The organism is Plantactinospora mayteni (assembly GCF_016862935.1).
Classification (GTDB): Bacteria; Actinomycetota; Actinomycetes; order Mycobacteriales; family Micromonosporaceae; genus Plantactinospora; species Plantactinospora mayteni.
On sequence record NZ_BONX01000009.1, the window covers coordinates 246,506 to 268,559 of the forward strand.

Annotated in this window: 20 protein-coding genes and 1 pseudogene; 9 read left to right on the forward strand and 12 right to left on the reverse strand. The window is 71.0% G+C overall.

All coding sequences use genetic code 11. From position 1 onward, the window contains the following. Nucleotides 1-109 precede the first annotated feature (109 nt). Complete coding sequence (locus Pma05_RS09400; protein WP_203856928.1) at nucleotides 110-313, reverse strand: hypothetical protein; 204 nt, start codon at nucleotides 311-313, stop codon at nucleotides 110-112. Nucleotides 314-429: 116 nt separating this feature from the next. Between Pma05_RS09400 and Pma05_RS09405 the strand changes: the two genes are divergently transcribed. The 3 genes from Pma05_RS09405 to Pma05_RS09415 all read left to right on the forward strand — a co-directional run bounded on the left by Pma05_RS09405 (nucleotide 430) and on the right by Pma05_RS09415 (nucleotide 5,352). Then, entirely contained in the window at nucleotides 430-1,470 is a 1,041-nt protein-coding gene (locus Pma05_RS09405; RefSeq protein WP_203856929.1) for a DUF6461 domain-containing protein, read from the forward strand. A 169-nt stretch (nucleotides 1,471-1,639) separates the two neighbouring features. Then, the gene (locus tag Pma05_RS09410; protein WP_203856930.1) at nucleotides 1,640-3,910 is read left to right on the forward strand and encodes an ATP-binding cassette domain-containing protein; all 2,271 of its coding nucleotides are present in this window, start codon (nucleotides 1,640-1,642) and stop codon (nucleotides 3,908-3,910) included. 266 nt (nucleotides 3,911-4,176) lie between these two features. After that, nucleotides 4,177-5,352 carry a low temperature requirement protein A gene (locus Pma05_RS09415; RefSeq protein WP_203856931.1) on the forward strand — a complete coding sequence of 392 codons (1,176 nt, stop codon included), beginning with the start codon at nucleotides 4,177-4,179 and terminating at the stop codon, nucleotides 5,350-5,352. A 107-nt stretch (nucleotides 5,353-5,459) separates the two neighbouring features. Here the strand turns inward: Pma05_RS09415 and selB are convergent, their stop codons facing one another. Together selB and selA are read right to left on the reverse strand one after the other, a co-directional pair. After that, nucleotides 5,460-7,232, reverse strand: coding sequence for a selenocysteine-specific translation elongation factor (gene selB, locus Pma05_RS09420; RefSeq protein WP_203856932.1), 1,773 nt, complete (start codon nucleotides 7,230-7,232; stop codon nucleotides 5,460-5,462). 1 nt (nucleotide 7,233) lies between these two features. Further along, nucleotides 7,234-8,592, reverse strand: coding sequence for an L-seryl-tRNA(Sec) selenium transferase (gene selA / locus Pma05_RS09425; protein WP_203856933.1), 1,359 nt, complete (start codon nucleotides 8,590-8,592; stop codon nucleotides 7,234-7,236). Nucleotides 8,593-8,749: 157 nt separating this feature from the next. Between selA and selD the strand changes: the two genes are divergently transcribed. Further along, entirely contained in the window at nucleotides 8,750-9,763 is a 1,014-nt protein-coding gene (selD, locus tag Pma05_RS09430; protein ID WP_203856934.1) for a selenide, water dikinase SelD, read from the forward strand. 90 nt (nucleotides 9,764-9,853) lie between these two features. On the opposite strand, the gene Pma05_RS09435 is transcribed toward selD, so the two are convergent. The 3 genes from Pma05_RS09435 to mmsA form a co-directional block, all read right to left on the reverse strand. Next, complete coding sequence (locus Pma05_RS09435) at nucleotides 9,854-10,963, reverse strand: substrate-binding domain-containing protein (RefSeq protein WP_203856935.1); 1,110 nt, start codon at nucleotides 10,961-10,963, stop codon at nucleotides 9,854-9,856. 71 nt (nucleotides 10,964-11,034) lie between these two features. Continuing rightward, nucleotides 11,035-12,333 carry a multiple monosaccharide ABC transporter permease gene (mmsB, locus tag Pma05_RS09440; RefSeq protein ID WP_203856936.1) on the reverse strand — a complete coding sequence of 433 codons (1,299 nt, stop codon included), beginning with the start codon at nucleotides 12,331-12,333 and terminating at the stop codon, nucleotides 11,035-11,037. After that, nucleotides 12,330-13,877, reverse strand: coding sequence for a multiple monosaccharide ABC transporter ATP-binding protein (gene mmsA, locus Pma05_RS09445; RefSeq protein ID WP_203856937.1), 1,548 nt, complete (start codon nucleotides 13,875-13,877; stop codon nucleotides 12,330-12,332). Before mmsA ends, mmsB begins: the two co-directional genes overlap by 4 nt. Before the next feature lie 510 nt (nucleotides 13,878-14,387). Here mmsA and Pma05_RS09450 point away from each other — a divergent pair. Continuing rightward, nucleotides 14,388-14,987 (forward strand): maleylpyruvate isomerase N-terminal domain-containing protein, encoded by a 600-nt coding sequence (locus Pma05_RS09450; RefSeq protein WP_203856938.1) that lies wholly within the window; start codon nucleotides 14,388-14,390, stop codon nucleotides 14,985-14,987. Nucleotides 14,988-15,085: 98 nt separating this feature from the next. Next, a complete protein-coding gene (locus tag Pma05_RS09455) occupies nucleotides 15,086-16,114 on the forward strand; it encodes a magnesium transporter CorA family protein (protein WP_203856939.1) in 1,029 nt (342 codons plus the stop codon). A 143-nt stretch (nucleotides 16,115-16,257) separates the two neighbouring features. Here Pma05_RS09455 and Pma05_RS09460 read toward each other — a convergent pair whose 3' ends face one another. Next, nucleotides 16,258-17,019, reverse strand: coding sequence for a hypothetical protein (locus Pma05_RS09460; RefSeq protein ID WP_203856940.1), 762 nt, complete (start codon nucleotides 17,017-17,019; stop codon nucleotides 16,258-16,260). Between the two features lie 294 nt (nucleotides 17,020-17,313). Here Pma05_RS09460 and Pma05_RS09465 point away from each other — a divergent pair, with 294 nt between their 5' ends. After that, entirely contained in the window at nucleotides 17,314-17,670 is a 357-nt protein-coding gene (locus Pma05_RS09465) for a hypothetical protein (RefSeq protein WP_203856941.1), read from the forward strand. Continuing rightward, a complete protein-coding gene (locus tag Pma05_RS09470; RefSeq protein ID WP_203856942.1) occupies nucleotides 17,667-18,326 on the forward strand; it encodes a nucleotidyl transferase AbiEii/AbiGii toxin family protein in 660 nt (219 codons plus the stop codon). The genes Pma05_RS09465 and Pma05_RS09470 overlap by 4 nt, the downstream gene beginning before the upstream one ends. An 89-nt stretch (nucleotides 18,327-18,415) precedes the next feature. Here the strand turns inward: Pma05_RS09470 and Pma05_RS09475 are convergent, their stop codons facing one another. After that, nucleotides 18,416-19,096, reverse strand: coding sequence for a hypothetical protein (locus Pma05_RS09475; protein WP_203856943.1), 681 nt, complete (start codon nucleotides 19,094-19,096; stop codon nucleotides 18,416-18,418). A 319-nt stretch (nucleotides 19,097-19,415) separates the two neighbouring features. Further along, nucleotides 19,416-19,649 (reverse strand): DivIVA domain-containing protein, encoded by a 234-nt coding sequence (locus Pma05_RS09480; RefSeq protein WP_203856944.1) that lies wholly within the window; start codon nucleotides 19,647-19,649, stop codon nucleotides 19,416-19,418. 218 nt (nucleotides 19,650-19,867) lie between these two features. Between Pma05_RS09480 and Pma05_RS09485 the strand changes: the two are divergent. Further along, nucleotides 19,868-19,990, forward strand: a pseudogene (locus Pma05_RS09485) (hypothetical protein); the annotation flags it as partial. A 162-nt stretch (nucleotides 19,991-20,152) separates the two neighbouring features. On the opposite strand, the gene Pma05_RS09490 reads toward Pma05_RS09485, so the two are convergent. From Pma05_RS09490 to Pma05_RS09500, 3 genes are read right to left on the reverse strand one after another with little or no spacing between them, the layout of a single operon-like run. Further along, nucleotides 20,153-20,845, reverse strand: coding sequence for a DUF998 domain-containing protein (locus Pma05_RS09490; RefSeq protein ID WP_239312047.1), 693 nt, complete (start codon nucleotides 20,843-20,845; stop codon nucleotides 20,153-20,155). Nucleotides 20,846-20,896: 51 nt separating this feature from the next. Continuing rightward, nucleotides 20,897-21,556: an SRPBCC family protein gene (locus Pma05_RS09495; protein ID WP_203856946.1), complete on the reverse strand. Its 660-nt coding sequence runs from the start codon at nucleotides 21,554-21,556 to the stop codon at nucleotides 20,897-20,899. After that, a complete protein-coding gene (locus tag Pma05_RS09500; protein WP_203856947.1) occupies nucleotides 21,553-21,951 on the reverse strand; it encodes an ArsR/SmtB family transcription factor in 399 nt (132 codons plus the stop codon). Before Pma05_RS09500 ends, Pma05_RS09495 begins: the two co-directional genes overlap by 4 nt. Nucleotides 21,952-22,054 lie beyond the last annotated feature (103 nt).

Genomic DNA, 22,054 nt, shown 5'->3' on the forward strand with positions numbered 1-22,054 from the left:
GGCGGGGCTGCGGGCAGGGGACGTGTCGGAAGTTACCTACATCGTAATGGTTGGTCAAGAAGGAAAATTACGGCGTGCGCCGAGTGGCGGGGGTCGACGCGGAGCGGGGTCAGAGTTCCTCCGCCTCCAGATCGCCGAGTTCGAGGTTCTGGATCATCAGCCAGCGGGCCAGCGCCGGCATGCCGTACAGCCACAGGGGGGCGGACTCGGTGGTGCCGTTGGTGGCGTAGATGGCGAACCGCAGGTCGGGAGCGTGGATCGCCTCGATCCGCCAGCGATGGTTCTTGTCCCGCCAGATGGCGGATGGGTCCATGCCCCTCACCGTAGTGCCGCCCGCGGTAGCGTTCGCCGGGTTTTGTCGTACCCCCGGGGTTGGCTCGGGCGATCGGGTTGCGCCGCGCGGCGGGTGCGGATCGGGACGGGGGCGGCATGGCCGACTACGACTGGCTTGAGGAGGACGGCCTCCACGAGGCGTTCTGCCTGACGTTCGTCCGGGACCCGGACGACTCGGCGGTGCTGCGCCGGTTCGGCGTCGACCCGGCCAGCCTCCGCGCGTTGACCGGCATCGCCCGGGCCACCGAGCTGCCGTTCGACCACCTCGTGCTCGGCGGCCGGCTCGACGGCTGGGTATTCGTGCTGGAGGAGAACGGCTTCCAGGGGAGCCGGACGGAGGTGCTGCGGGCCGTCTCGGGCGGCACCGAGGCGGTGTCGGTCTTCACCAACGTCAACAGCGACCGGCAGTTCGCACACGCGGTGGACGGCATCCTCCGCACCGGGTTCGACCCGAGTTCCCCGGTACGACGCTGGGGCGCGGCACCGGACGCCCTGGTGCCGCTGATGCGCCAGGTCGGCCTGCCGGAGAGCGGCGACGCCGGCTGGAACGACGCCGGACTCGACGCGGGGCTGGACCTCGCCGACCTGATCACCGGTGTGCACCTCGACGCCGACCGGCTGACCGGGCCGTTGACCACCGGCCGGCTGGTGCCGCTGCTCCCGGATCCGCCCGCGCTGCCGAGCTGGATGCTGCGCGACGACCACGAGTTGCTCACCGCGATCACCTCCGCCCCGCCCGAACTGCTCCGCCGGGTGGTGGCGGCCGAGGCGCGGCGGCGCGCCGACGAGGCGGGACTCGGCACCGAGCCGGTGGTGGCGGAGGCGCTGGCCGAGGTGGACCGGGGCGGGACCCGGAGCGTGCCGGACGACTCGGCGCTCGGGCTGCTGCTGCGCGAGCTGGGCTGCCGGGCCGACGAGGCCGGCACCTCGCTGGCGTTGCCGACCGAGCGGGGCCGGATGACGGACGCGCAACGGCAGCAGGCGTTCCGCCGGCACGGGGCCGGGCTGACGGTGCTGGCAGCACTCTTCGCCGACCCGGTGCGGGCCGCCTACGAGGTGCTCGGCTGGGTGGCCCCGGCCCGTGACCCGGCCCGGGTCGCCCGCCGGGCCCAGTTCCTCGCCGACCTGCGGGCCTGACCATTCCGGTCGACCTCGGGGACTGATCCGTCCTCGTCGGCCTCAGGGACTGATCGTCCAGCCGGTCCACCGGCACAGTGCCACCGCAGGCGCTGAGCCAGCGTCAGACCCGGCACCTACTGTGTGCGGTGCTCGTTTTCGTACACCATTCGGGATATCGGGGGAACACGTGGCGGCCGACGACATCGTCATCACCGGGGCCAGGGAGAACAACCTCAGGAACGTCTCGCTGCGGGTGCCGAAACGCCAACTGGTCGCCTTCACCGGCGTCTCCGGCTCCGGCAAGTCGTCCATCGTCTTCGACACCATCGCCGCCGAGGCGCAACGCCAGCTCAACGAGACCTTCACCGCCTACGCCCGGAACTACCTACCCCGCTACGGCCAGCCGGACGTGGACACCATCGAGAACCTCTCCGCCGCGATCGTCGTCGACCAGAAGCGGCTCGGCGGCGGCTCCCGGTCGACGGTCGGCACCATCACCGACATCTACTCGCTGCTCCGGCTCCTCTACTCCCGGGTCGGCAAGCCGCACGTCGGCTACTCCAACGCCTTCTCCTTCAACGATCCACAGGGGATGTGCCCGGAGTGCGAGGGCCTGGGCAGGTCGGTCCAGCTCGACCTCGACGCCTTCCTGGACCGGTCGAAGTCGCTCAACGACGGCGCCCTGCTGCACCCCGACTTCACCAGGACCGGCTGGTACTGGAAGATGTACGCCGCCTCCGGCTTCTTCGATCTGGACAAGCCGCTGGCCGACTACTCCGAGCAGGAGTGGCAGACCCTGCTGTACGGCGACGGCAAGATCCCGCTGGACTGGCAGGGGAACACCCTCAACGCCACCTACGAGGGCGCGGTCGCCAAGTTCACCCGGCTGCACATCCGCAAGGACGCGGCGGAGATGTCCGAACGCAACCGGGCGATCTTCCTGCGCTTCGTCACCGAGCAGACCTGCCCGCTCTGCCAGGGTGCCCGGCTCAGCCAGGCGGCGCTGGGGAGCGAGATCGACGGCTACAACATCGCCCAACTGGCCGCGATGGAGGCCACCGAACTCGTCGCGGTGCTCAAGACGTTCACCGACCCGCTCGGCGCGACGGTGGTGGAGAGCCTGCTCGACCGGGTCGGCAACCTGGTCGAGATCGGTCTCGGCTACCTGAGCCTGAGCCGGCCGACCCAGACCCTCTCCGGCGGCGAGTCCCAGCGGATCAAGATGGTCCGGCACCTGAGCAGCAGCCTCGTCGACATGATGTACATCTTCGACGAGCCGAGCGTCGGCCTGCACGCCCGGGACGTCGAGCGACTCAACCGGCTGCTGGTGAAGCTCCGCGACAAGGGCAACACCGTGCTGGTGGTCGAGCACGACCGGGACGTGATCGAGATCGCCGACCACGTGATCGACATCGGCCCGGCCGGTGGCGCGGGCGGCGGGCGGGTGCTGTTCGGCGGTACCGTCGACGAGCTGCGCACCGCGGACACCCCGACCGGGCGCTACCTGGAGCACCGGCTGCCGCTCAAGACCGACCACCGGCAGCCGACCGGACACCTGACGGTCACCGCGGCCGACCTGCACAACCTGCGGAACGTCACGGTGCGGATCCCGACCGGGGTGCTGGTGGTGGTCACCGGGGTCGCCGGGTCGGGCAAGAGCACGCTGATCAACAACGTCTTCGTCGGGCAGCACCCCGAGGCGATCGTGATCGACCAGTCCGCCGTCGGCGCCTCGATCCGGTCCAGCCCGGCGACGTACACCGGGCTGCTCGATCCGATCCGGCAGCTCTTCGCCAAGGCCAACGGCGTACCGGCCTCGCTGTTCAGCTTCAACTCCAAGGGCGCCTGCCCGAACTGCCAGGGACTGGGTGTGATCTACACCGACCTGGCCTTCATGGACGGGCTCAGGTCGGTCTGCGAGGTCTGCGAGGGCCGCCGGTTCAGCGACGACGTACTCGAGCACAGGCTGCGCGGCAGGTCGATCAGCGACGTACTGCGGATGCCGGCCTCGGAGGCCCTGGAGTTCTTCCCCGAGAAGAAGCTGCGGAAGATCCTCCAGGCGGTCAACGACGTCGGGCTCGGCTACCTCCAGCTCGGCCAGCCGCTGAGCACCCTCTCCGGTGGCGAGTGCCAGCGGATCAAGCTCGCCACCGAACTGCACAAGAGCGGCACCATCTACGTGATGGACGAGCCGACGACCGGGCTGCACATGTCCGACATCCAACACCTGCTCGACATCGTCGAGCGGTTGGTCGGTGGCGGGAACTCGGTCGTCGTCATCGAGCACAACCTCGACGTGATCAAGAACGCCGACTGGATCATCGACCTCGGACCGGAGGGCGGCAGCCAGGGCGGCACGGTGCTGTTCGAGGGGACCCCGGCGCAACTGCTCGACGCCACCAACTCCTACACCGCCGAGTACGTCCGGCGCGACGTCGGCATACCCGTACCGGCCTGAGCCGCCGGGGCGCACGGGTATGTCCCGGGCGGCCTGGCACCGCCCACCGTGCTCGGGTGCGATGACGGCCGGTGCCCTCGTCTTCCGGCACGGTCTCTCACCGTACCGGGTGTCGCCGGGCGCGGGTCGCCCATCGTGGTGAAGCCGGGAACCGGACCGTGCCGCCGTGGTACGACTGCTTCGACAGGGCGGCGTGCGACGGGTCGGCGCAGGTCAGCGCGCTGGCCGGTGGCCCGCGTGCGGCGGATCGGGGGAACGGGCGGCCGATGGCGACGGGCAGACGCTCCACGCTGATCCGGGACCGGAGTCGCCCGCAGCGGGCCACTCCGGTGGAGCTCTTCTACGACCTCGTCTTCGTCTTCATGCTGGCCCGGCTCGCCGAGGCGTTGGTCGCGAATCTGCACCCGCTCGGCGCCTACCAGACGCTTCTGCTGCTGCTGGCGATCTGGTGGGTGTGGTCGTACACCAACCTGACCACCGAGACCCTGGATTCGCGGCGTCCCGCCGTCCAACTGATGGTCATCACGATCATGCTGGGCAGCCTGCTGATATCGACCGCGCTGCCCGAGGCGTTCGACAGCCGGGCAGTGCTCTTCGTCTCCGCGTACGTCGGGATCCATCTGTTCCGCAGCGTGGCCCTCGCGGTGATCCTGCGAGGTCACCGACTACGGAACCGACCGCTGCGCGGGATCTTCTGGTTCAGCCTCTCCGGCACGCTCTGGTTCACCGGGGCCTTCGTCCCCGGCACCGCACGGCTACTGCTCTGGACGGCGGCGCTGGCGATGGAATACCTGGGACCGACGGTGCGCTGGCCCACCCCGAAGATCGGACGCTCGCCGTCCTGGGAGTGGAACCCTCCCAACGAGTACCTGGCCGAGCGGTACCGCCAGTTCGTCATCATCGCCCTCGGCGAAACCGTGGTGGTCATCGCCCGGACGGTGCGCAGAACGAACTACGCGCCGGAGCAGGCCACCGCCCTGGTGGTCGCGTTCGTCACCACGGTGCTGCTCTGGTGGATCTACTTCTACCGGGCCAGGGAGAAGCTCGGCAGCGCCATCACCGGCTCGCCCGACCCGGCCCGGGAGACCAAGTGGGCCGGGTACGCCCACCTGATCATGGTAGCCGGCGTGGTGCTGACCACGGTCGGCGACGAACTGATCATCCGGCATCCGCTGGAGGACACCCCCGGGGGCTGGGTCGCGGTGATCGTCGGCGGCCCCGTGCTCTTCCTCGCCGGCCGGGTCCTGCTGGGACACGAGGTCTTCGTCCGGGTGGCCCGCCCCTGGCTGGTCGGGATCACGGTGCTGGTCCTGATGGCACCGGCGATGGTCCTGCTGCCCCCACTGGCAGTCTCCGCGGCCGTCATGGTGGTGCTGCTCGGAGTCGTCGTCGTGGACGCGACAACCGTCCGGGAACCGAACGACATGCCGGGAACGGGCTAGGCGCGGCCCTGACGCCGGGGCCGTCCGTACGGACGGCAGCGCCGCCGCTGAGGGCCGCCGACCAGGGCCGCCGCTGCTCGGGGCCCGCTGCTCGGGGCGGAGGGGAGCTACGAATCCCCCGGGCCGGTCAGCATGATCCGGGCGTCGTCCGGCAGCCGGCGGGTGGCGCCGCGCCGGTCCAACAGTTCGAGCAGCGGCACGGCGACCCGACGGGTCGTACCGAGGGCCTGCCGGGCGGTGCTGAGGGTGAACGGCTGCGGCAGCGCGGCGAGTACCCGGATCGCCTGCTCGGGGGCGTCCGGCAGCAGTACGACGTTGTCGGCGAGCTTGAGCAGCACGCCGGCCCGTACCGCCGCGCCGATCTCCCGGTGTCCGAGCCCGACCTCGGCGAGCCGGGCCGCCTCCGGGGCGACGAACGGGCGCTCGGCCAGTTCCGCGCCGACCCGCCGGACCGCCCGGGCGACCTGCTCGGGCAGCCTGCCGGTCGCCCCGCCCCGGCTGATCCGGCCGTCCCGGGCCACCAGCGGCGCCGCGACCAGGGCCTCGACCAGGGCCCGGTCCGGCAGGTCCAGCAGCCGGCGCGCGGTCTCGACCGGTATCCCCGGCTCCAGCGGATGCGTCTGCGCCCACCGGGTCACCTCGTCGAGCAGCCGCCGTCCCAGGTCCCGCCAGTGCGCGGGATCGGCGTGCCACACCCCGGTCACCGGCGCGGTCGTCACGGTCACGCCCATCCGCTCCAGCTCGGGCCGCCGGGCCAGGCCGCGCCGGGCCAACTCGCCGGGCTCGTCGGGCCGGCCGTCCAACCCGGCCAGCACCGCCGCCCGGGCAGCCGCCGCGCCCCGCCGGTCCAACCTCGGCGGTACGACGTCGAGCACCGTCACCCCACCCGCCACGTGCCGCCGGCCGGGATCCCGCAGCAGTGCCCGGTCACCGATGCGCAGCGGCAGCGGCCGGTCCAGCCGCAGCCGGGCGGTGTCGGCGCCGAGCGGGCGTACCCGGGCGGTCACCGCGGCCGAACCGACGTGCAGGGTCACCTCCGCCGGCAGCTCGGCCACCGGGTCGCCGGCCAATCGGACGTCGACCAGGTCGGTCTGCTGGAACCGTCCGGGGGTGAGCAGCGCGTCGCCCCGGCCGACCTGCTCCCGGGCCACCCCGCGCAGGTTGACCGCGACCCGGGCCACCCCGGCGACCTGCGACACCTGCTCCCCCAACGTCTGTAGCCCGCGGACCCGGACCCGCTGCCCGGTACCGGTCAGCTCCAGCTCGTCACCGGCACGCAGCTCGCCCGCACCGAGGGTGCCGGTCAGCACGGTGCCGCTGCCCTTGATGGTGAACGCCCGGTCCACCCAGAGCCGTACCGGCGCGGCCGGCTCGGGCACCGGCAGCCGGGCGGCGAGCCGGTCCAGCGCGGCGCGCAGCTCCGGCAGCCCGGCGCCGGTGGTCGCGCTGACCGCGACCGCCTCGACCTCGCCGAGCGAGGTGGCCGCGATCTCCGCGAGCGCGAGTTCGGTGGCGACGGCGGGGTCGGCCAGGTCGGTGCGGGTCACCGCCAGCAGCCCGTGCCGGACGCCGAGCGCGTGCAGCGCGGCCAGGTGTTCGGCGGACTGCGGCATCCAACCCTCGTCGGCGGCGACCACGAAGAGCGCGGCCGGGGCCGGACCGATCCCGGCGAGCATGTTGGGGACGAACCGCTCGTGCCCGGGTACGTCGACGAACGCCAGTACCTCCCCGGACGGCAGCGCGGTCCAGGCGAAGCCGAGGTCGATCGTCATGCCCCGGCGCCGCTCCTCGGCCCAGCGGTCCGGCTCCATCCCGGTCAGCGCCCGAACCAGGGTGGACTTGCCGTGGTCGACGTGTCCGGCGGTGGCGACGACGTGCACGTCAGCTCTCCCGCCGGGACCGGGGAACCCGGCTGATCGCGGCCCGCACCGCCTCGTCCCGCTCGACGGGTACGCAGCGCAGGTCGAGCAGCAGCCGGCCCCGCTCCAGCCGGCCGAGTACCGGCGGGTCGCCGAGGCGCAGCGGTTCGGCGTACTCCTCGGGGAGGGCGAGGGCGCACGAGTCGAGGGTGACCTCGGGTGCGCCACCACCCCCGACGACCGCGTCGGCGGCCACCACCTCGGCTTTGCGGCCGTCGGCCGCGAGCTGGTCGCGGAGCCGTTCGGTGCGCAGCCGCAGCGCGGCCGGGGTGGCCCGCAGTGCCCGCCAGGTCGGGGTCTCCGGACCGGTGAGGGTCGCCTCCAGTGCGGCCAGGGTCAGCTTGTCCACCCGCAGCGCCCGGGCCAGCGGGTGCCGACGCAGCAGCTCGACCAGGTCGGCGTCGCCGAGCAGCAGCCCGGCCTGCGGCCCGCCGAGCAGCTTGTCGCCGCTCGCGGTGACCAGTGCCGCACCGGCCCGCAGCGCCGAGGCGGCGTCCGGCTCCTCCGGCAGCAGCGGATCCGGCGCCAGCAGCCCGGAGCCGATGTCCACCACCACCGGTACGCCGAGGGTGGCCAGCTCCTCCACCGGTACGGCGGCGGTGAAGCCCCGGACGACGAAGTTCGACGGGTGCACCTTGAGCACGAACGCGGTATCCGGCCCAACCGCTGCCGCGTAGTCGGCCAGCGCGGTCCGGTTGGTGGTGCCCACCTCGCGCAGCGTCGCGCCGGTACTGGCCAGCAGGTCCGGCAGCCGGAACCCGTCGCCGATCTCCACCAGTTCGCCCCGGCTGACCACGATCTCCCGCCCGGCCGGGCCACCGCCGGCCGCCTCGCCGTGCTGGCGCCGCCCGGCGGTGAGCGCGGTCGCGACCAGGGCGAGCGCGGCGGCACCGTTGTTGACCACGTGCACCGCCCCGGCCGCCGGCGCCGCGGCGGCGAGTGCGGCCAGCGCGCCCCGCCCCCGCCGGGCCCGCCGCCCGGTCCGCAGGTCAAGTTCCACGTCGGTGTGCCCGGCCGCGGCGACCACCGCGGCGACGGCCGCCGCCGACAGTGGCGCCCGGCCGAGGTTGGTGTGCAGCACCACCCCGGTGGCGTTGAGCACCGGGCGCAGCCCGGCGGCGGTCTCCGGCAGCGCCGCCAGGGTGGCCGGGACGACCTCCTCCGGCCGGATCTCGCCGCGCCGGACCCGCTCCTGGGCGGCGACGAGTACGGCCTTGAGCCGGGCCCGCCCGAGGGTGGCCTCGGCGGCGGCCAGCCGGGGGTCGGCGAGCAGTACGTCGGTGCGTGGCACCCGGCGCCGAGGATCGACCGCCCCGTTCATCCCCACCTCACTCCGAAACCCGTTCACCGGCACTTAACCACACCTGATCTCCAGCCGCTCCGGGAAGTCCCACCGGCCGCCCATGTGATCGGCCGCACAGGCGTGGCGCGACAATCGACGGCTGCCACCGGCCGGCGACGGATGGCACAGTGGTCCGGTGACGACCACGGAACGGCACCGGCTCACCCAGTACGCGCACGGCGGCGGCTGCGCCTGCAAGATCCCGCCCGGCGAGTTGGAGGAGGTGGTCGCCGGCCTGGTCGGTACGACCGCGCCGGCCGGGCCGGGTGAGCTGCTGGTCGGGCTCGACGACGGCGACGACGCGGCGGTGGTACGCCTCGACTCGGGTACGGCGGTGGTGGCGACCGCCGACTTCTTCACCCCGGTCGTCGACGACCCGTACGACTGGGGCCGGATCGCCGCCGCCAACGCGCTCTCCGACGTCTACGCGATGGGCGGTACCCCGGTGGTCGCGGTGAACCTGCTGGCCTGGCCCCGGGAGGTGCTGCCGCTGGCGCTCGCCGCCGAGGTGCTGCGCGGCGGGCTGGACGTGGCCCGGGAGGCGGGCTGTCACGTGGCGGGCGGGCACAGCGTGGACGACCCCGAGCCCAAGTACGGGATGGCGGTCACCGGGATCGCCGACCCGCAGCGGCTGATCCGCAACGACGCCGGCCGGGCCGGGCTGCCGCTGACCCTGACCAAGCCGCTCGGCGTCGGGGTGCTGAACAGCCGGCACAAGCAGACCGGTGAGGTGTTCCCGCAGGCGGTGACGGCGATGACCGAGCTGAACCGGGCCGCCTCGGCGGCGGCGGTGGCGGCCGGGGTCCGGTGTGGCACCGACGTGACCGGGTTCGGACTGCTCGGCCACCTGCACAAGCTGGCTCGGGCGTCCGGGCTGACCGCCCGGGTGGAGGCGTCGGCCGTACCGTATCTGGACGGCGCCCGGGCGGCGCTGGCCGACGGTTTCGTCAGCGGTGGCACCCGGCGCAACCTGGCCTGGGTGCGTCCGCACCTCGAGGCGGCCGGGGTCGACGAGGACGAGTTGCTGCTGCTGGCCGACGCGCAGACCTCCGGTGGCCTGCTGGTCGCCGGCGAGCTGCCCGGCCATCCGGTGGTCGGCGAGCTGCTGCCGGCCCGGGACGACGGGCGGACCCTGGTCGTCACGGGCTGAGAACCGCGGTGACCGGCCGCGAAAACGGGACGGGTCCCCGGGATCGTCGATCCCGGGGACCCGGTCGGTGCAACCCGCTGCTACCGGTGCCTACTTGGCGCCAGCGGTGAGCGGGGCCAGCTTCGGGTCGTTGGCGTACGCCTCGACCACGTTCTTCTTGGTGACGATCAGCGGCTCCAGCAGGTTGGCCGGAACGACCTTGACACCGTTGTTGTAGGACTCGGTGTCGTTGGTCTTCGGCGCGTTACCGGCCTGGAGGGCCTTGACCATCTCGATGGTCTCCTTGACCAGGTTCCGGGTGTCCTTGTTGATGGTCGAGTACTGCTCGCCGGCCACGATCGACTTGACCGACTCCACCTCGGAGTCCTGCCCGGTGACCACCGGCAGCGGCTTGCCTGCGCCCTTGACCGAGGTCAGGATCGCCCGGGCCAGGGTGTCGTTCGGGGAGAGCACGCCGTCCAGGGTCTTGCTGGTGTAGGTGGAGGTGAGCAGCGAGTCCATCCGCCGCTGGGCGTTCTCGGCCTTCCAGCCGTCGGTGGCGGTCTGCTTGATGTCGGTCTGGCCGGAGCCGACCACCACGTTGCCGGCGTCGATCTCCTTCTTCAGCACGTCCATCGCGCCGTCGAAGAAGACGCCCGAGTTGTTGTCGTCCGGCGAGCCGGAGAAGAGTTCGATGTTGTACGGCCCGGTCGGCTTCTTCGCCTTCATGCCCTCCAGCAGCGCCTGCCCCTGGAGCTGGCCGACCTTGAAGTTGTCGTACGCGACGTAGTAGTCGACGTCCTTCGAGTTCTTGATCAGCCGGTCGTACGCGATCACGGAGGCGCCGGCCTGCTTGGCCTGCTCGACCTGGGTGGTGAGCTGCGCGGCGTCGGTCGCGCCGATGACGATCACCTTGGCGCCCTTGGTGACCATCGCCGAGATCTGCGCCTGCTGGTCGGCGACCGTGCTGGTCGCACCGGCGTACTGCACGTCGGACTGGAAGCCGGCCTCCTTGAGCCCGTTGGTGAACAGGTCACCGGCGAGTACCCAGTTCTCGGAGGTCTTGGCCGGCAGCGCCACCCCGATCAGCGAGTTCGCGGCGAAGCCCTTCTCGGCACCGGCCTCCTCGCCGCCGCCGTCGGCGGACCGTTCGGAGCAGGCCGTGAGGGCCAGCAGGGCGATGGCGCCGGCGGCGACACCCCTGGCTAGGTATTTGCGCATTGCGGGTTGCCCTTCTTTAGCAAGGTGGTGGGGGGTGGGGTGGAGGTTTTCCGCCCCACCGGCGGTGACCGTCAGCCGGCCACCGGAGTCTTGGCGGGCTCCTGACCCGCCTCGACGCTGGGCGCCGGCCCGGTGGGTGTGTCCCGGCGGAACGGACGGGTCACCGATCCGATGATCGAGAAACGCCCGCGGTTCTTGTTGTAGACGTCGAGGGCCACGGCCAGCAGCAGAACCAGGCCCTTGATGATCTGTACCCGGTCCGAGCCGACACCCATGAGCTGGAGACCGTTGTTGAGTACCGCCATCACCAGGCCACCGACGATCGACCCGCTGATGGTGCCGAGGCCGCCGGAGACGGCCGCGCCGCCGATGAAGACCGCGGCGATGGCGTCCAACTCCCAGCCGATGCCGTCCTGCGGCCCAGAGGCGGCCGACCGGGCGACGAAGATCATGCCGGCCAGCGCGGCCAGGATCGACATGTTCATCATGACCAGGAAGTTGACCCGCTTGAGCTTGACGCCGGAGAGCTCGGCGGCCCGCGAGTTGCCGCCGACCGCGTAGATGTGCCGGCCGCCGGCGGTGTTCCGGGTGATGAAGGAGTAGATCACCACGAGTACGCCGAGGATGATGCCGGAGACCGGGAAGCTGGTCCCGACCCGGCCGCCAGCGAACCGGAAGGCCGCGTAGAGGATCACCGCGACCGGCACGGCGACCCGGATGACCGAGATCCACATCGGCGCCACCTCGGCGTCCATCTCCCGCCGGGTACGCCTGACCCGCCACTCCCGGACCACGATGGCCACGGCGACGAGCAACCCGAGCAGCAGGGTCAGGTTGTTGTAGCCGGTGTTCGGGCCGACCTCCGGCAGGAAGCCGGCACCGATCACCTTGAAGCCCTCCGGCACCGGGATGGTGTCGGCGTTGCCGATGTACTGGTTGCCGCCCCGGAACAGCATCATGCCGGCCAGGGTGACGATGAACGCCGGTACCCCGATGTAGGCCACCCAGAAGCCCTGCCAGGCACCGATCGCGGCGCCGACCGCAAGGCCGAAGAGGATCGCCACCGGCCAGGGCAGCGACCAGTCCTGCATGGCCCGGGCCACCACGATGCCGACGAAGGCGGCGATCGAGCCGACCGACAGGTCGATGTGCCCGGCGACGATCACCATCAGCATCCCGATGGCCAGGATCAGGATGTACGAGTACTGGCTGACCAGCGAGATCAGGTTGCTCGAGTTCAGCGTCAGCCCGTCGGTCAGGATCTGGAAGAGCAGGACGATCGCCACCAGCGTAAAGATCATCCCGAACTGCCGGGCGTTGGATGTCGTCCCCGCGAACAGGGACTTCTGGAGTTCCTTGATGCGACTCACCGGATCTGCGCCTTCTTCGCTGAGGTCATCTGCTTCATGAGGAGTTCCGGATCGGCGTCCCGCCGTTCGATGTTGCCGGTGATGGTGCCCTCGAAGACCGTGTAGATGCGGTCGCAGAGGCCGATCAGCTCCGGCAGCTCCGAGGAGATGACGATGACGCCCTTCCCCTGGTCGGCGAGCTGCTGGATGATGCCGTAGATCTCGTACTTGGCGCCGACGTCGATGCCCCGGGTCGGCTCGTCGAGGATGAGCAGGTCCGGGTCGGTGAACATCCACTTGGCCAGCACGACCTTCTGCTGGTTGCCGCCGGAGAGCTTGGTGACGCCCTCGTCGACCGTCGGGGCCTTGACCCGCAGGCTCTTGCGGTAGCTCTCGGCCGCCCGGTATTCGCGTACCGGGTCGACGACACCGTGGTCGGCGATCTTCGAGAGCTTGGCGGAGACCACCGAGGTCTTGATGTCGTCGAGCAGGTTCAGGCCGAGCGACTTGCGGTCCTCGCTGACGTACGCCAGGCCGTGCTTGATGGCGTCGGCCACCGACTTCAGCACGATCTCCTCGCCGTCCTTGAAGATCTGACCGCCCTGGTAGACGCCGTACGACCGGCCGAAGACGCTCATCGCCAGCTCGGTACGACCGGCGCCCATCAGCCCGGCGAACCCGACGATCTCGCCCCGCCGTACGGTGAAACTCGAGCCCTTGGCCACCATCCGGTCGGCCGAGATGGGGTGCCGGACGGTCCAGTCCCGTACCTCGAAGAAGACCTCGCCGATCGTGGGGGTGTGGTCCGGGAATCGGCTGTGCAGTTCCCGGCCGACCATGCCCCGGACGATCCGGTCCTCGTCCACCCCGTCCGCCTTGACGTCCAGGGTCTCGATCGTCTTGCCGTCCCGCAGGATGGTGATCGAGTCGGCGATCTCGGCGATCTCGTTCAGCTTGTGCGAGATGATGATCGAGGTGATGCCGCGCTGCTTGAAGCCGCGCAGCAGGTCCAGCAGGTGCTGCGAGTCGGACTCGTTCAGCGCGGCGGTCGGCTCGTCCAGGATGAGCAGCTTGACGTCCTTGGCGAACGCCTTGGCGATCTCGACGAGCTGCTGCTTGCCCACGCCGATGTCCTTGATCAGCGTGTCCGGGTCCTCCCGCAGCCCGACCCGGGCCATCAGCTCCAGGGCCTGCCGGTTGGCGCTCTTCCAGTCGATCGCGCCAGCGCGCCGGGGCTCGTTGCCGAGGAAGATGTTCTCGGTGATGGACATCCCGGGCACCAGGGCGAGTTCCTGGTGGATGATCACGATGCCGGCGTGCTCGCTGGCCCGGATGTCGGAGAACCGGCTCTCCGCACCCTGATAGACGATCTCCCCGGCGTAGCTGCCGTACGGGTAGACCCCGCTGAGCACCTTCATCAGGGTCGACTTGCCGGCGCCGTTCTCTCCGGCGATCGCGTGGATCTCGCCGCGCCGGACCACCAGGTTGACGTCGGAGAGCGCCTTGACCCCGGGGAACTCCTTGGTGATCGCACGCATCTCCAGCAGCACGGGCGCGTCACTCATCGCCGACGCTCCCGACCGGCCGCCCGTCGGGGCGCCAGAGGGAACCGCGTACGTCCGGCGGCTGGTCGCCGCGCCGCGTCATCAACATCATTGTTGCCTCCGGGCAGGTCGTCAGACCGGCTGACATACTTTTGTTGCCTGGAGGAACTTATTGGAAGGCGAGGAAGTTTCGCAAGATTTCGTGACCTGGTCTTGACAAACTCACAGGGTCCCGGCTCATCGGCCGGCGCCGGGAGTCACTGCGGGCATCGGGCGTCCGCGCTGTCGCCACCCCGGGCAATGGACGCCGCTCCGGCTGGGCACCCAGCTCGACAGTCTCTGAGTCGGGTTCTCCGTCCCGAGCTCCCGGTACCGGCCCCGGTGCCCGACCGCTCCGCCCACGCCTCGGCCAGGTGCGTCCGCCCGGCGGTCGTGGCGGTCGCCGGGAGCGCCCCAGCGGGCGCCCCGCCGTCGGGGCGGAACGATACGATCTCCGCCGACCAGCAACCGGAGCACCGCACGGAGGTAGTGATGACCGTCAGCGCGGACGACCTGGAGACAGCGGTGGCCAGTGTCGTCGACACGCTCCGCCCGGCCACCGGGCGGGACTGGCGGGTGCCGGCGGACGGGCTGGACTGGGACTGCTGGCACACCGGGGAGCACCTCGGCGACTGCCTGCTGTCGTACGCGATGCAGCTCGGCTCCCGCCCCGCGAACCGGTACGTGCGGTTCCTGGCCACCGTCAACCCGGAGGCGACCCCGGCCCAGGTGCTGGAGTTCGTCGAGGGCAGCGGGCAGGTCCTCGCCGCGATGGTCCGGACCGCCCCGCCGTCGGTACGGGCCTGGCACCCGTCCGGCATGGGCGACCCGGTCGGATTCGCCGGGATGGGCTGCGTCGAGGCGCTGTTGCACGGCGACGACATCGCCCGGGGCCTCGGGCTGACCTTCGCACCGCCACCCGAGGTCTGCGCCCGGGTGCTGGCCCGGATGTTCCCGAAGGTCGCCGACGAGTTGGCCGGGGTCGACCCGTGGCCGGCACTGCGCTGGACCACCGGCCGGACGGAGCTGCCCGGCCGACCCCGGGTGGGGCAGTGGCGCTGGCACGCGGCGCCGCTGGACGAAGGCGACTGAGGGACTCCCCCGCCCGCCGGGCCGAGGTTCGACGAACCAGCACGCCGGCCGGCACCGTCGGCCTACCGTCAGGGCGTGGGGGAAGAGACGGCGTGCAGATGAGCAGCACCCGCATGTACCGGGACGGTGCCCTCGTCGACCAGGGCTTCCCGGCGCAGGAGGTCGGCGACCGGCTGGCCGCCGACGACCGGGTGGTGATCTGGCTCGACATCTGCCGGCCGACCGGGGACGACCTGACCCTGCTCGCCGAGGAACTCGGGATGCACCAGTTGGCGGTCGAGGACGTCGTCCAGCAGGCCCAGCGGGCGAAACTCGACCGGTACGACACGCACCTGTTCCTGAACACCTACATGGTGCGGCTGGACGCGGCCGGCGGGCTGACCGACAACGAGGTGTCGGCGTTCATCAAACCCCGGGCCCTGGTGACGGTCCGCTACACCGACCGGTTCGACATCCGGGAGGTGCTGGCCCGCTGGGACGAGAGCGTCGACCTCGCCTCGCACGGGGTCGCGTTCCTGCTCTACGGCCTGCTCGACACCCTGATCGACGGCCACTTCTCCGCGGTGCAGCAGCTCGACGCGACGCTTGAGCGGGTGCAGGCCGCGATGTTCAAGCAGGGTCCGTCGGGCGGGGCCGCCGGCGGTGGCCGGGGCGGCGACGTCGGTGGGGTCAACGAGATGGACCGCAACGAGGTGCAGCGGCGGATCTTCCTCGCCCGGCGGGACCTCGTCCGGCTGCGCCAGGTCACCCTGCCGATGCGGGAGGTGGTGAACGCCCTGATGCGTCCCACCATGCACACCGTCGACGAGGCGATGGTGCCGTACTACCAGGACCTGTACGACCACGTGCTGCGGGTGATCGAGTGGAGCGACTCGCTGCGCGACCTGAACACGACCATGCTCGAAACGAACCTGATGTTGCAGAACAACCAGCTCAACCTGATCGTCAAGCAGGTCACCGCGTGGGCGGCGGTGATCGCCGTACCGACGGCGGTGACCGGGTTCTTCGGGCAGAACCTCGCCTTCCCGTGGCGGCACACCCCGGCGGAGTTCATCGTCTCGCTGATCGTGACCTTCGGGCTGGCGATCGCCCTGTACGTGGTGTTCCGCAAGAAGAGCTGGATCTGACGCCGGCTGCCTTCCGCCGCTGCGGGAACTGCGGCTGCCGTCCGGCCCGCTGACGCTTGTCCAGCCCGCTGACGCTGTCCGGGCCGCTGACGGTTCGGGGAGGCCGGCGCGTGGCCGAGCCTCCCCGAAACTGTTCCGCCTCGTTACCGGGACCAGACGTCCTGGACGATGTCGGCGGCCTGGTCCTCCCACTGCGCGTACGCGTACGGGTACGCCGACACCTGCACCTCCTGCGCGGCGTCGGTCAGCGGCCGGTCCCACCAGCGGTCGACCCGCTTGAGTCCCTCGAAGAACGCGGTGGACGAGTAGTCGCGGTCCCGGATCTGGTCCGGCGAGCCCCAGCCCGACGACGGCCTCTGCTGGAACAGCCCCAGCGAGTCGTGGTCGTTCCAGTCGCCCAGGTGGCCGAGGTTGCGCAGCTTCGACTCCTGGAGCGAGGTGGCCACGCCGATCACCGCACCCCGCTGGCCCATGTCCAGCTCACGGGCCACCCGGACGATCTCCCGGGCGTTGTCCCGCTGCTCGACGTCGAGGTCGATCCGCGACTGGTCGCCCAGCACGCCGTTCGGGACCAGCTTGTCCCGGGACGCCTTGTCGTCCGAGTTCCCACTGTCGGCAGGCCGGTTGCCGCTGTCGGGCGAGTCGTCCCGCATCGACTGGCTGTACGCCGCCGGCTGCGCGCCCGGGTCGCCCGCGGCGGCGACCACGCCGATCGGGCCGGCCACGGCCGAGCAGGCGGCCGCGCAGGTGAGGCCCGCGACGGCCAGCGCGGACCGGCGGGCGATCGGGGTTTCCGCGACGGCGGGAAGCCGGCGCGTGACCGGATGTGCGGCGATGGCGGGAAGCCACCGCGTGCGAGCGGTCTCCGCGATGGCGGGGAGCCATCGTCCGAAGATCGGATTCATGGTTGCCCTTTCGTCTGGATTCCGGGAGGCCCTGCGCGCCTTGGGGGATCAGCCCCAGGGCACAAGGGAGGTACGCCCGCGGTCCAGGGGGGGCTGACCTCGCGGGCGTACCGAGATAAACAACCAGCCGGGCCAGTCCGGCATTCCGGATTTGCCTGGCTGATGCCCGCCGCCGGTCCGACCCCGGTTGCGACCGGTTCCGGGCCGGTCCGGTGCGCCGGCGGCAGGCCGGACAGACCAGCAATATCGGGTACGGACGATCCGCACCCGACATCTTCCGGCTACCCTGAGCACATGCAGTCCGCCGCCGTGGCCGGAACCGGCGTGGTCTACCTGGCCCGCCCGGGCCGGCCTGCCGTGGTGACCCCGACCGTGGCCGAACTGACCGGCCCGACCCGGGGCACGGTCGTGCTGCCGCTGCGCCTGATGTGGGGGCCGGAGCGCAGTTTCGACCTGGACGACCCGGACCAACTGCTCTGGATGTACGAGAACGTCCTGCGCGAGAGCACCCGCTCCGACGACCTGCGCCGGTTCCTCGACGGCCGGGTGCTCCGCCGGGTCTGGCCCGCACTGAACCTGCCGCGCGGGGTGCGGGCGGCGTGGGAGCGACGGCATCCGTCGCTGGCCGCCGGTGATCGCCGGGCGGCATGACCACCACCCATCTCGACGACTTCTACCGCCAGGTCGCCCGGGTCGCTCTCTCCGTGGCCGACAAGCACGGGTTCGTGCTCGGTGGTGGGGTGGCCTGGGCGGCGCACGGGCTGGTCTCCCGGCCGACCGAGGACGTCGACCTCTTCGCCGACGTCGACGGCGCGGCGGCCAGCGCCGAGGCGGAGGTCCGGACCGCGCTGGAGGCGGCCGGCTTCACCGTCCTCGACGAAGATCCGTCGAGCGACCTGGCCGGGCTGTTCAGCGGATTCGAGCTGGACATGAAGGACTTCCTGGTCGGCCGGGGCGGCCGGCGGCTGCGGCTCAGCCTGGGCCGGCTGGACCGGCACCGCAGCCCGGTGGTGATGGACCTCGGGCCGGTCATGCACGTCCAGGACCTGGTGGCCAGCAAGACCGCCGCCCTGGTCACCCGCCGCGAGGTCCGGGACTACATCGACGTCGCGGCGGCGCTGGACCGGTACGCCGTGGCCGACCTGATCCGGCTCGCCACCGAGTACGACCCGGCGATCGAGCCGGACGACATCACCGCCGCCGGCCGCTACCTGGACCGGCTGCCCGACCAGCGCTTCGCCAGGTACGGCCGGGACGCCGCACAGGTCCGGTCGATCCGCGCGAAACTGGCCGACTGGCCCCGCTGACCCGGCCGCGCCCCGCCTCGACGATCCGACCGGCGACCGAGATACGCCGATGGCCGGACCCGGGTCGGATCCGGCCATCGGTTCCTGCCTTAGCTGTTGTTCCAGGTGTTGGCTACCAGGTCAGCGGCCTGGTCCTCCCACTGCGCGTACGCGTCCGGGAACGCCGACACCTGCACCTTCTGCGCCGCATCCGTCAACGGCATCTCCTGCCAACCGTCAACCTGCTTCAGACCCTTCAGGAACGCGGTCGTCGAGTACTCCGGATCCGTGATCTGATCCGGCGAACCCCAACCCGACGACGGACGCTGCTGGAACAGGCCCAGCGAATCGTGGTCGTTACGGTCACCCAGGTGACCCAGGTTCTCCAACTTCGACTCCTGGAGACTGGTACCGACCGCGATCACGGCGGCACGCTCACCCAGACCAGCCTTCTTCGTCGCCTTCACGATCGCCTTCACATTGTCGGACCGCTCACCCGACACATCGATCCGAGACTGGGAACCCTGCACACCACGCGGAACCAACCTGTCCCGCGACGGCTTACCCTTGTCACCCTTGCCCTTGTCAGCCTTACCCTTGTCGCCCTTGTCGGCCATCACCGACTGCGACACCGGGGACCCGGCATGCTCAGGAGCGGCCTGCGCGGCCACGGCCGGGCCGGCGACAGCGCCACCAACGAACGCCAGACCAGCCACACCCAACGCGGTCTTACGAAGAATCGAAGTCTGCTCGACGGCCGGGAGCCATCGGCTGAACAGAGTCGTGTTCATGATGGTCACCTTCCAATCGGGGGAACAACACCCACACAGGGAACGGGGTGCCATTGGAGGACGTCCCGAGACCCCATGGGCCTCCAGGGACAGAAGAACGCCCGACTACCTGCGGGGGATGCGTGGTACTCAGGCGAACGCCATATGTAACGACCGGTGGCCCCGGATCATTCCCCGAAGCCCAGCCACCAGCCCAGGCCACAGGCGGTGGTACTCGGCCGTACGCGAGATGTAACGACCGACCGGCCCCCAACATTCCACCGGGGTCGACTTGATCATGAAATCGAACCGGACACCGGGGACGGGACGGCCATGTCGGCTAATCCACCGCAGTCAGGCGGCTCACCAGGTGGCCGAGGTGACTCTCCACCTGCGTCCGGTCGTAGCCGCGCAACCGCACGGTGAACACGGGCCGGCGAAGCTGCTCGGCGACAGCGGCACGTTCCGCCGGGCTGCCCGACGCGAGCGCGTCGTTGCCGCGACGGATCAGCTCGTCCACCTCGTCCCGGTCGTACCCGCGCAGGCTCACCGTGAAGTCAGGATCTTGAGTCACCCCGGCAGTGTGCCAGCCCGTGTCCAGGCCGCCGCTTACCTGCCGAGCATCACCTGGGCACGCCTGCTCACCGACCGGATGTGGGCACGCGCGACGGCCGCCAGAACCAGGCGCTCGCCGCGCACGTGTCGACGTACGCCTACGAGTTCGCCGACCGACCGTGACGCACCGGCGTACCTGCCGTTTCCGGCCGACATCCCGGCCGGGGCGTACCACTCCCCTACGTGTTCCGCGACGAGCGGTTCAGCGGCTCGGCCACCCCTGCGCGGTTGCGACTCTCCGACCAGATGATCCGGTACTGGAGCAACTTCGCCCGTACCGGCGACCCGAACGGCGGTTGACCGCCGTCGACGAACTGGAACGGCCACCGTCGCCGTACGGCTGGCCTGGACGACCATCCGTGGGCGACGGTGGCTGCCCCCGCTTTCGACCACCCGGCTGGCCGCCCGCCGCTCCGTACCGTCCGGCTCCGACTCGCGGCCCGGCCGCTGTCCGTCGCGCTGCTATCCGGCGCGGGTTCGGCCGAGCTGATGCACGGCCAGCAGCGACGTCCAGGTCAGGACGAGCCCGATCGCGACGGCGAAGGCGACGTTGGCCGGTCGGGATCCCATCAGCACGAAGATCGACATCCAGCCCGCCAGGAAGAGCCCGCCGATGGCCGCGCTGAACAGCGCCCAGCCACGACGACCGGCCGAGGCGAACCGCCGGGCGAACCCGAAGCACGCGGCGATCATCGCGAGGAAGGCGACCCCGGCGACCAGGAAGTGCAGCATTCCGGGCCAACTGACGCTGGTCGGCGGGCCGGTCGGGGTGCCGGGTGGGAAGCCGTCAACGGGGTCGGCGGAGAAGATCGCCGCGCCGACCATCCCGGCGCCGAAGACACCGACCAGCCGGGGTACCCAGCCTCCGCCCCGGCCCGCCGCCGGCTCGGGCAGCCGGTGTAGACCGATCGCGTACGCCACGAACAGCAGGCCGGTGACCGCGAAGTTGGTGATCTGGATCCATCCCTGGGCACCGTTGCTCAGCAGGCTGGCCGGGTGTCGGCTGATGTCGAACCCGTCCCTGGTGAGCATCTGTAGCACGACCACCACAATGTAGAGGGGCCCGGCGACGACGCCGCAGGTCAGCAGCGCTCTCGTCGAGCCGTCGACCGTGCCGGGAAGCCTGCCGGTCGCGGCACCGACCGTCCCGGTCACCGGGCCGCCCCGTTCGCCGGTACCGGACGGGTCGCTCCCGCCCGACGCTGGTCAGCCATTGTCGTCCCCGGTGGTGTCGGGGGCGTAGTGCTGCACCGCGAACGCGATGGCCGCGGTCAGGTCCTCGTCGCTGGTCCCCCAGGCGGCCTGGACCGCCGGTCCCCAGGCGTGGCAGCTCAGCCTGGCGAACTCCCGCACCTCGCGCGTGTCCTCCCAGGTGGCGGGGTCGAACTCCGTACCGTCCAGGAACAGGTCGAGGCCGAGCAGGGCGAGGTCCCAGCCGCCGCCGATGCCGATCGTCCCGCCGGGACCGTAGGTGCCGACCATCTCGTCGACGATCTCGGCGGGTGACGCGTGCTCCAACTCCAGGACGGTACTGCCGGCCGCGTCGGGGGCGAGCCGGACTTCGACCTCGGTGGACATGCCCTCGCCGAGGACCCAGGTCACCTTGATCAGGCGGGGCTCCTCGCAGCGCAGGATCTCTCCGCCGGCGTTGCCCTTGAGCTGGAACTTGCCGCCGAGCCGCAGGTCTCCCTCGATCGGGGCCAGCCACCGGCTGATCCGCTCGGGGTCGGTGCAGGCGCTCCACACGTCCTCGATCGGTGCGTCGTAGGTACGACGCAGCAGTACCGACCGTCCTTCGCCGCTGGCGACGGCCTGGTTGCCGATCTTCCGGTGGGTGGCGTTCACCTGGTTGACGATGTCGATCACGTTTCTTCCTCGCTCTTCGTGGATGGTTGGCTGCCCGCAGACGACGTCCCGGTAGCGTTGTCGCATGGTTCGCGGCGCTCGCGCCGGCCGCGGGCAAGTTCGGTGCCCAACGCGTCCAGACGCTGGGTCCAGAACCGGCGGAAGCGCTCCAGCCAGATGTCGACCTCCCGCAGTGGCGCCGAATCGACGGCATACAGGCGGCGGGTGCCGTTCGGGCGGACGGTCGCGACCCCGGACTCCCGCAGTACCCGCAGGTGCTGCGACACCGCCGGCTGGGAGATCCCGAACTCCGTCCGGATGACCCCGCTGACCGCGCCTGCGGTCAGTTCGCCGTCGGCGAGCAGTTCCAGGATCCGGCGCCGCACCGGATCGCCGAGCACATCGAACGCCTGCACGGCAGAGAGAATGTCATCTGCCGCTTATATAAGTCAAGCCTAAATTTAGGTTCAGGGGTGCACTTCGGCGCGGAGTGCCTGGCCGGATTCGGTTCGCTGTCTC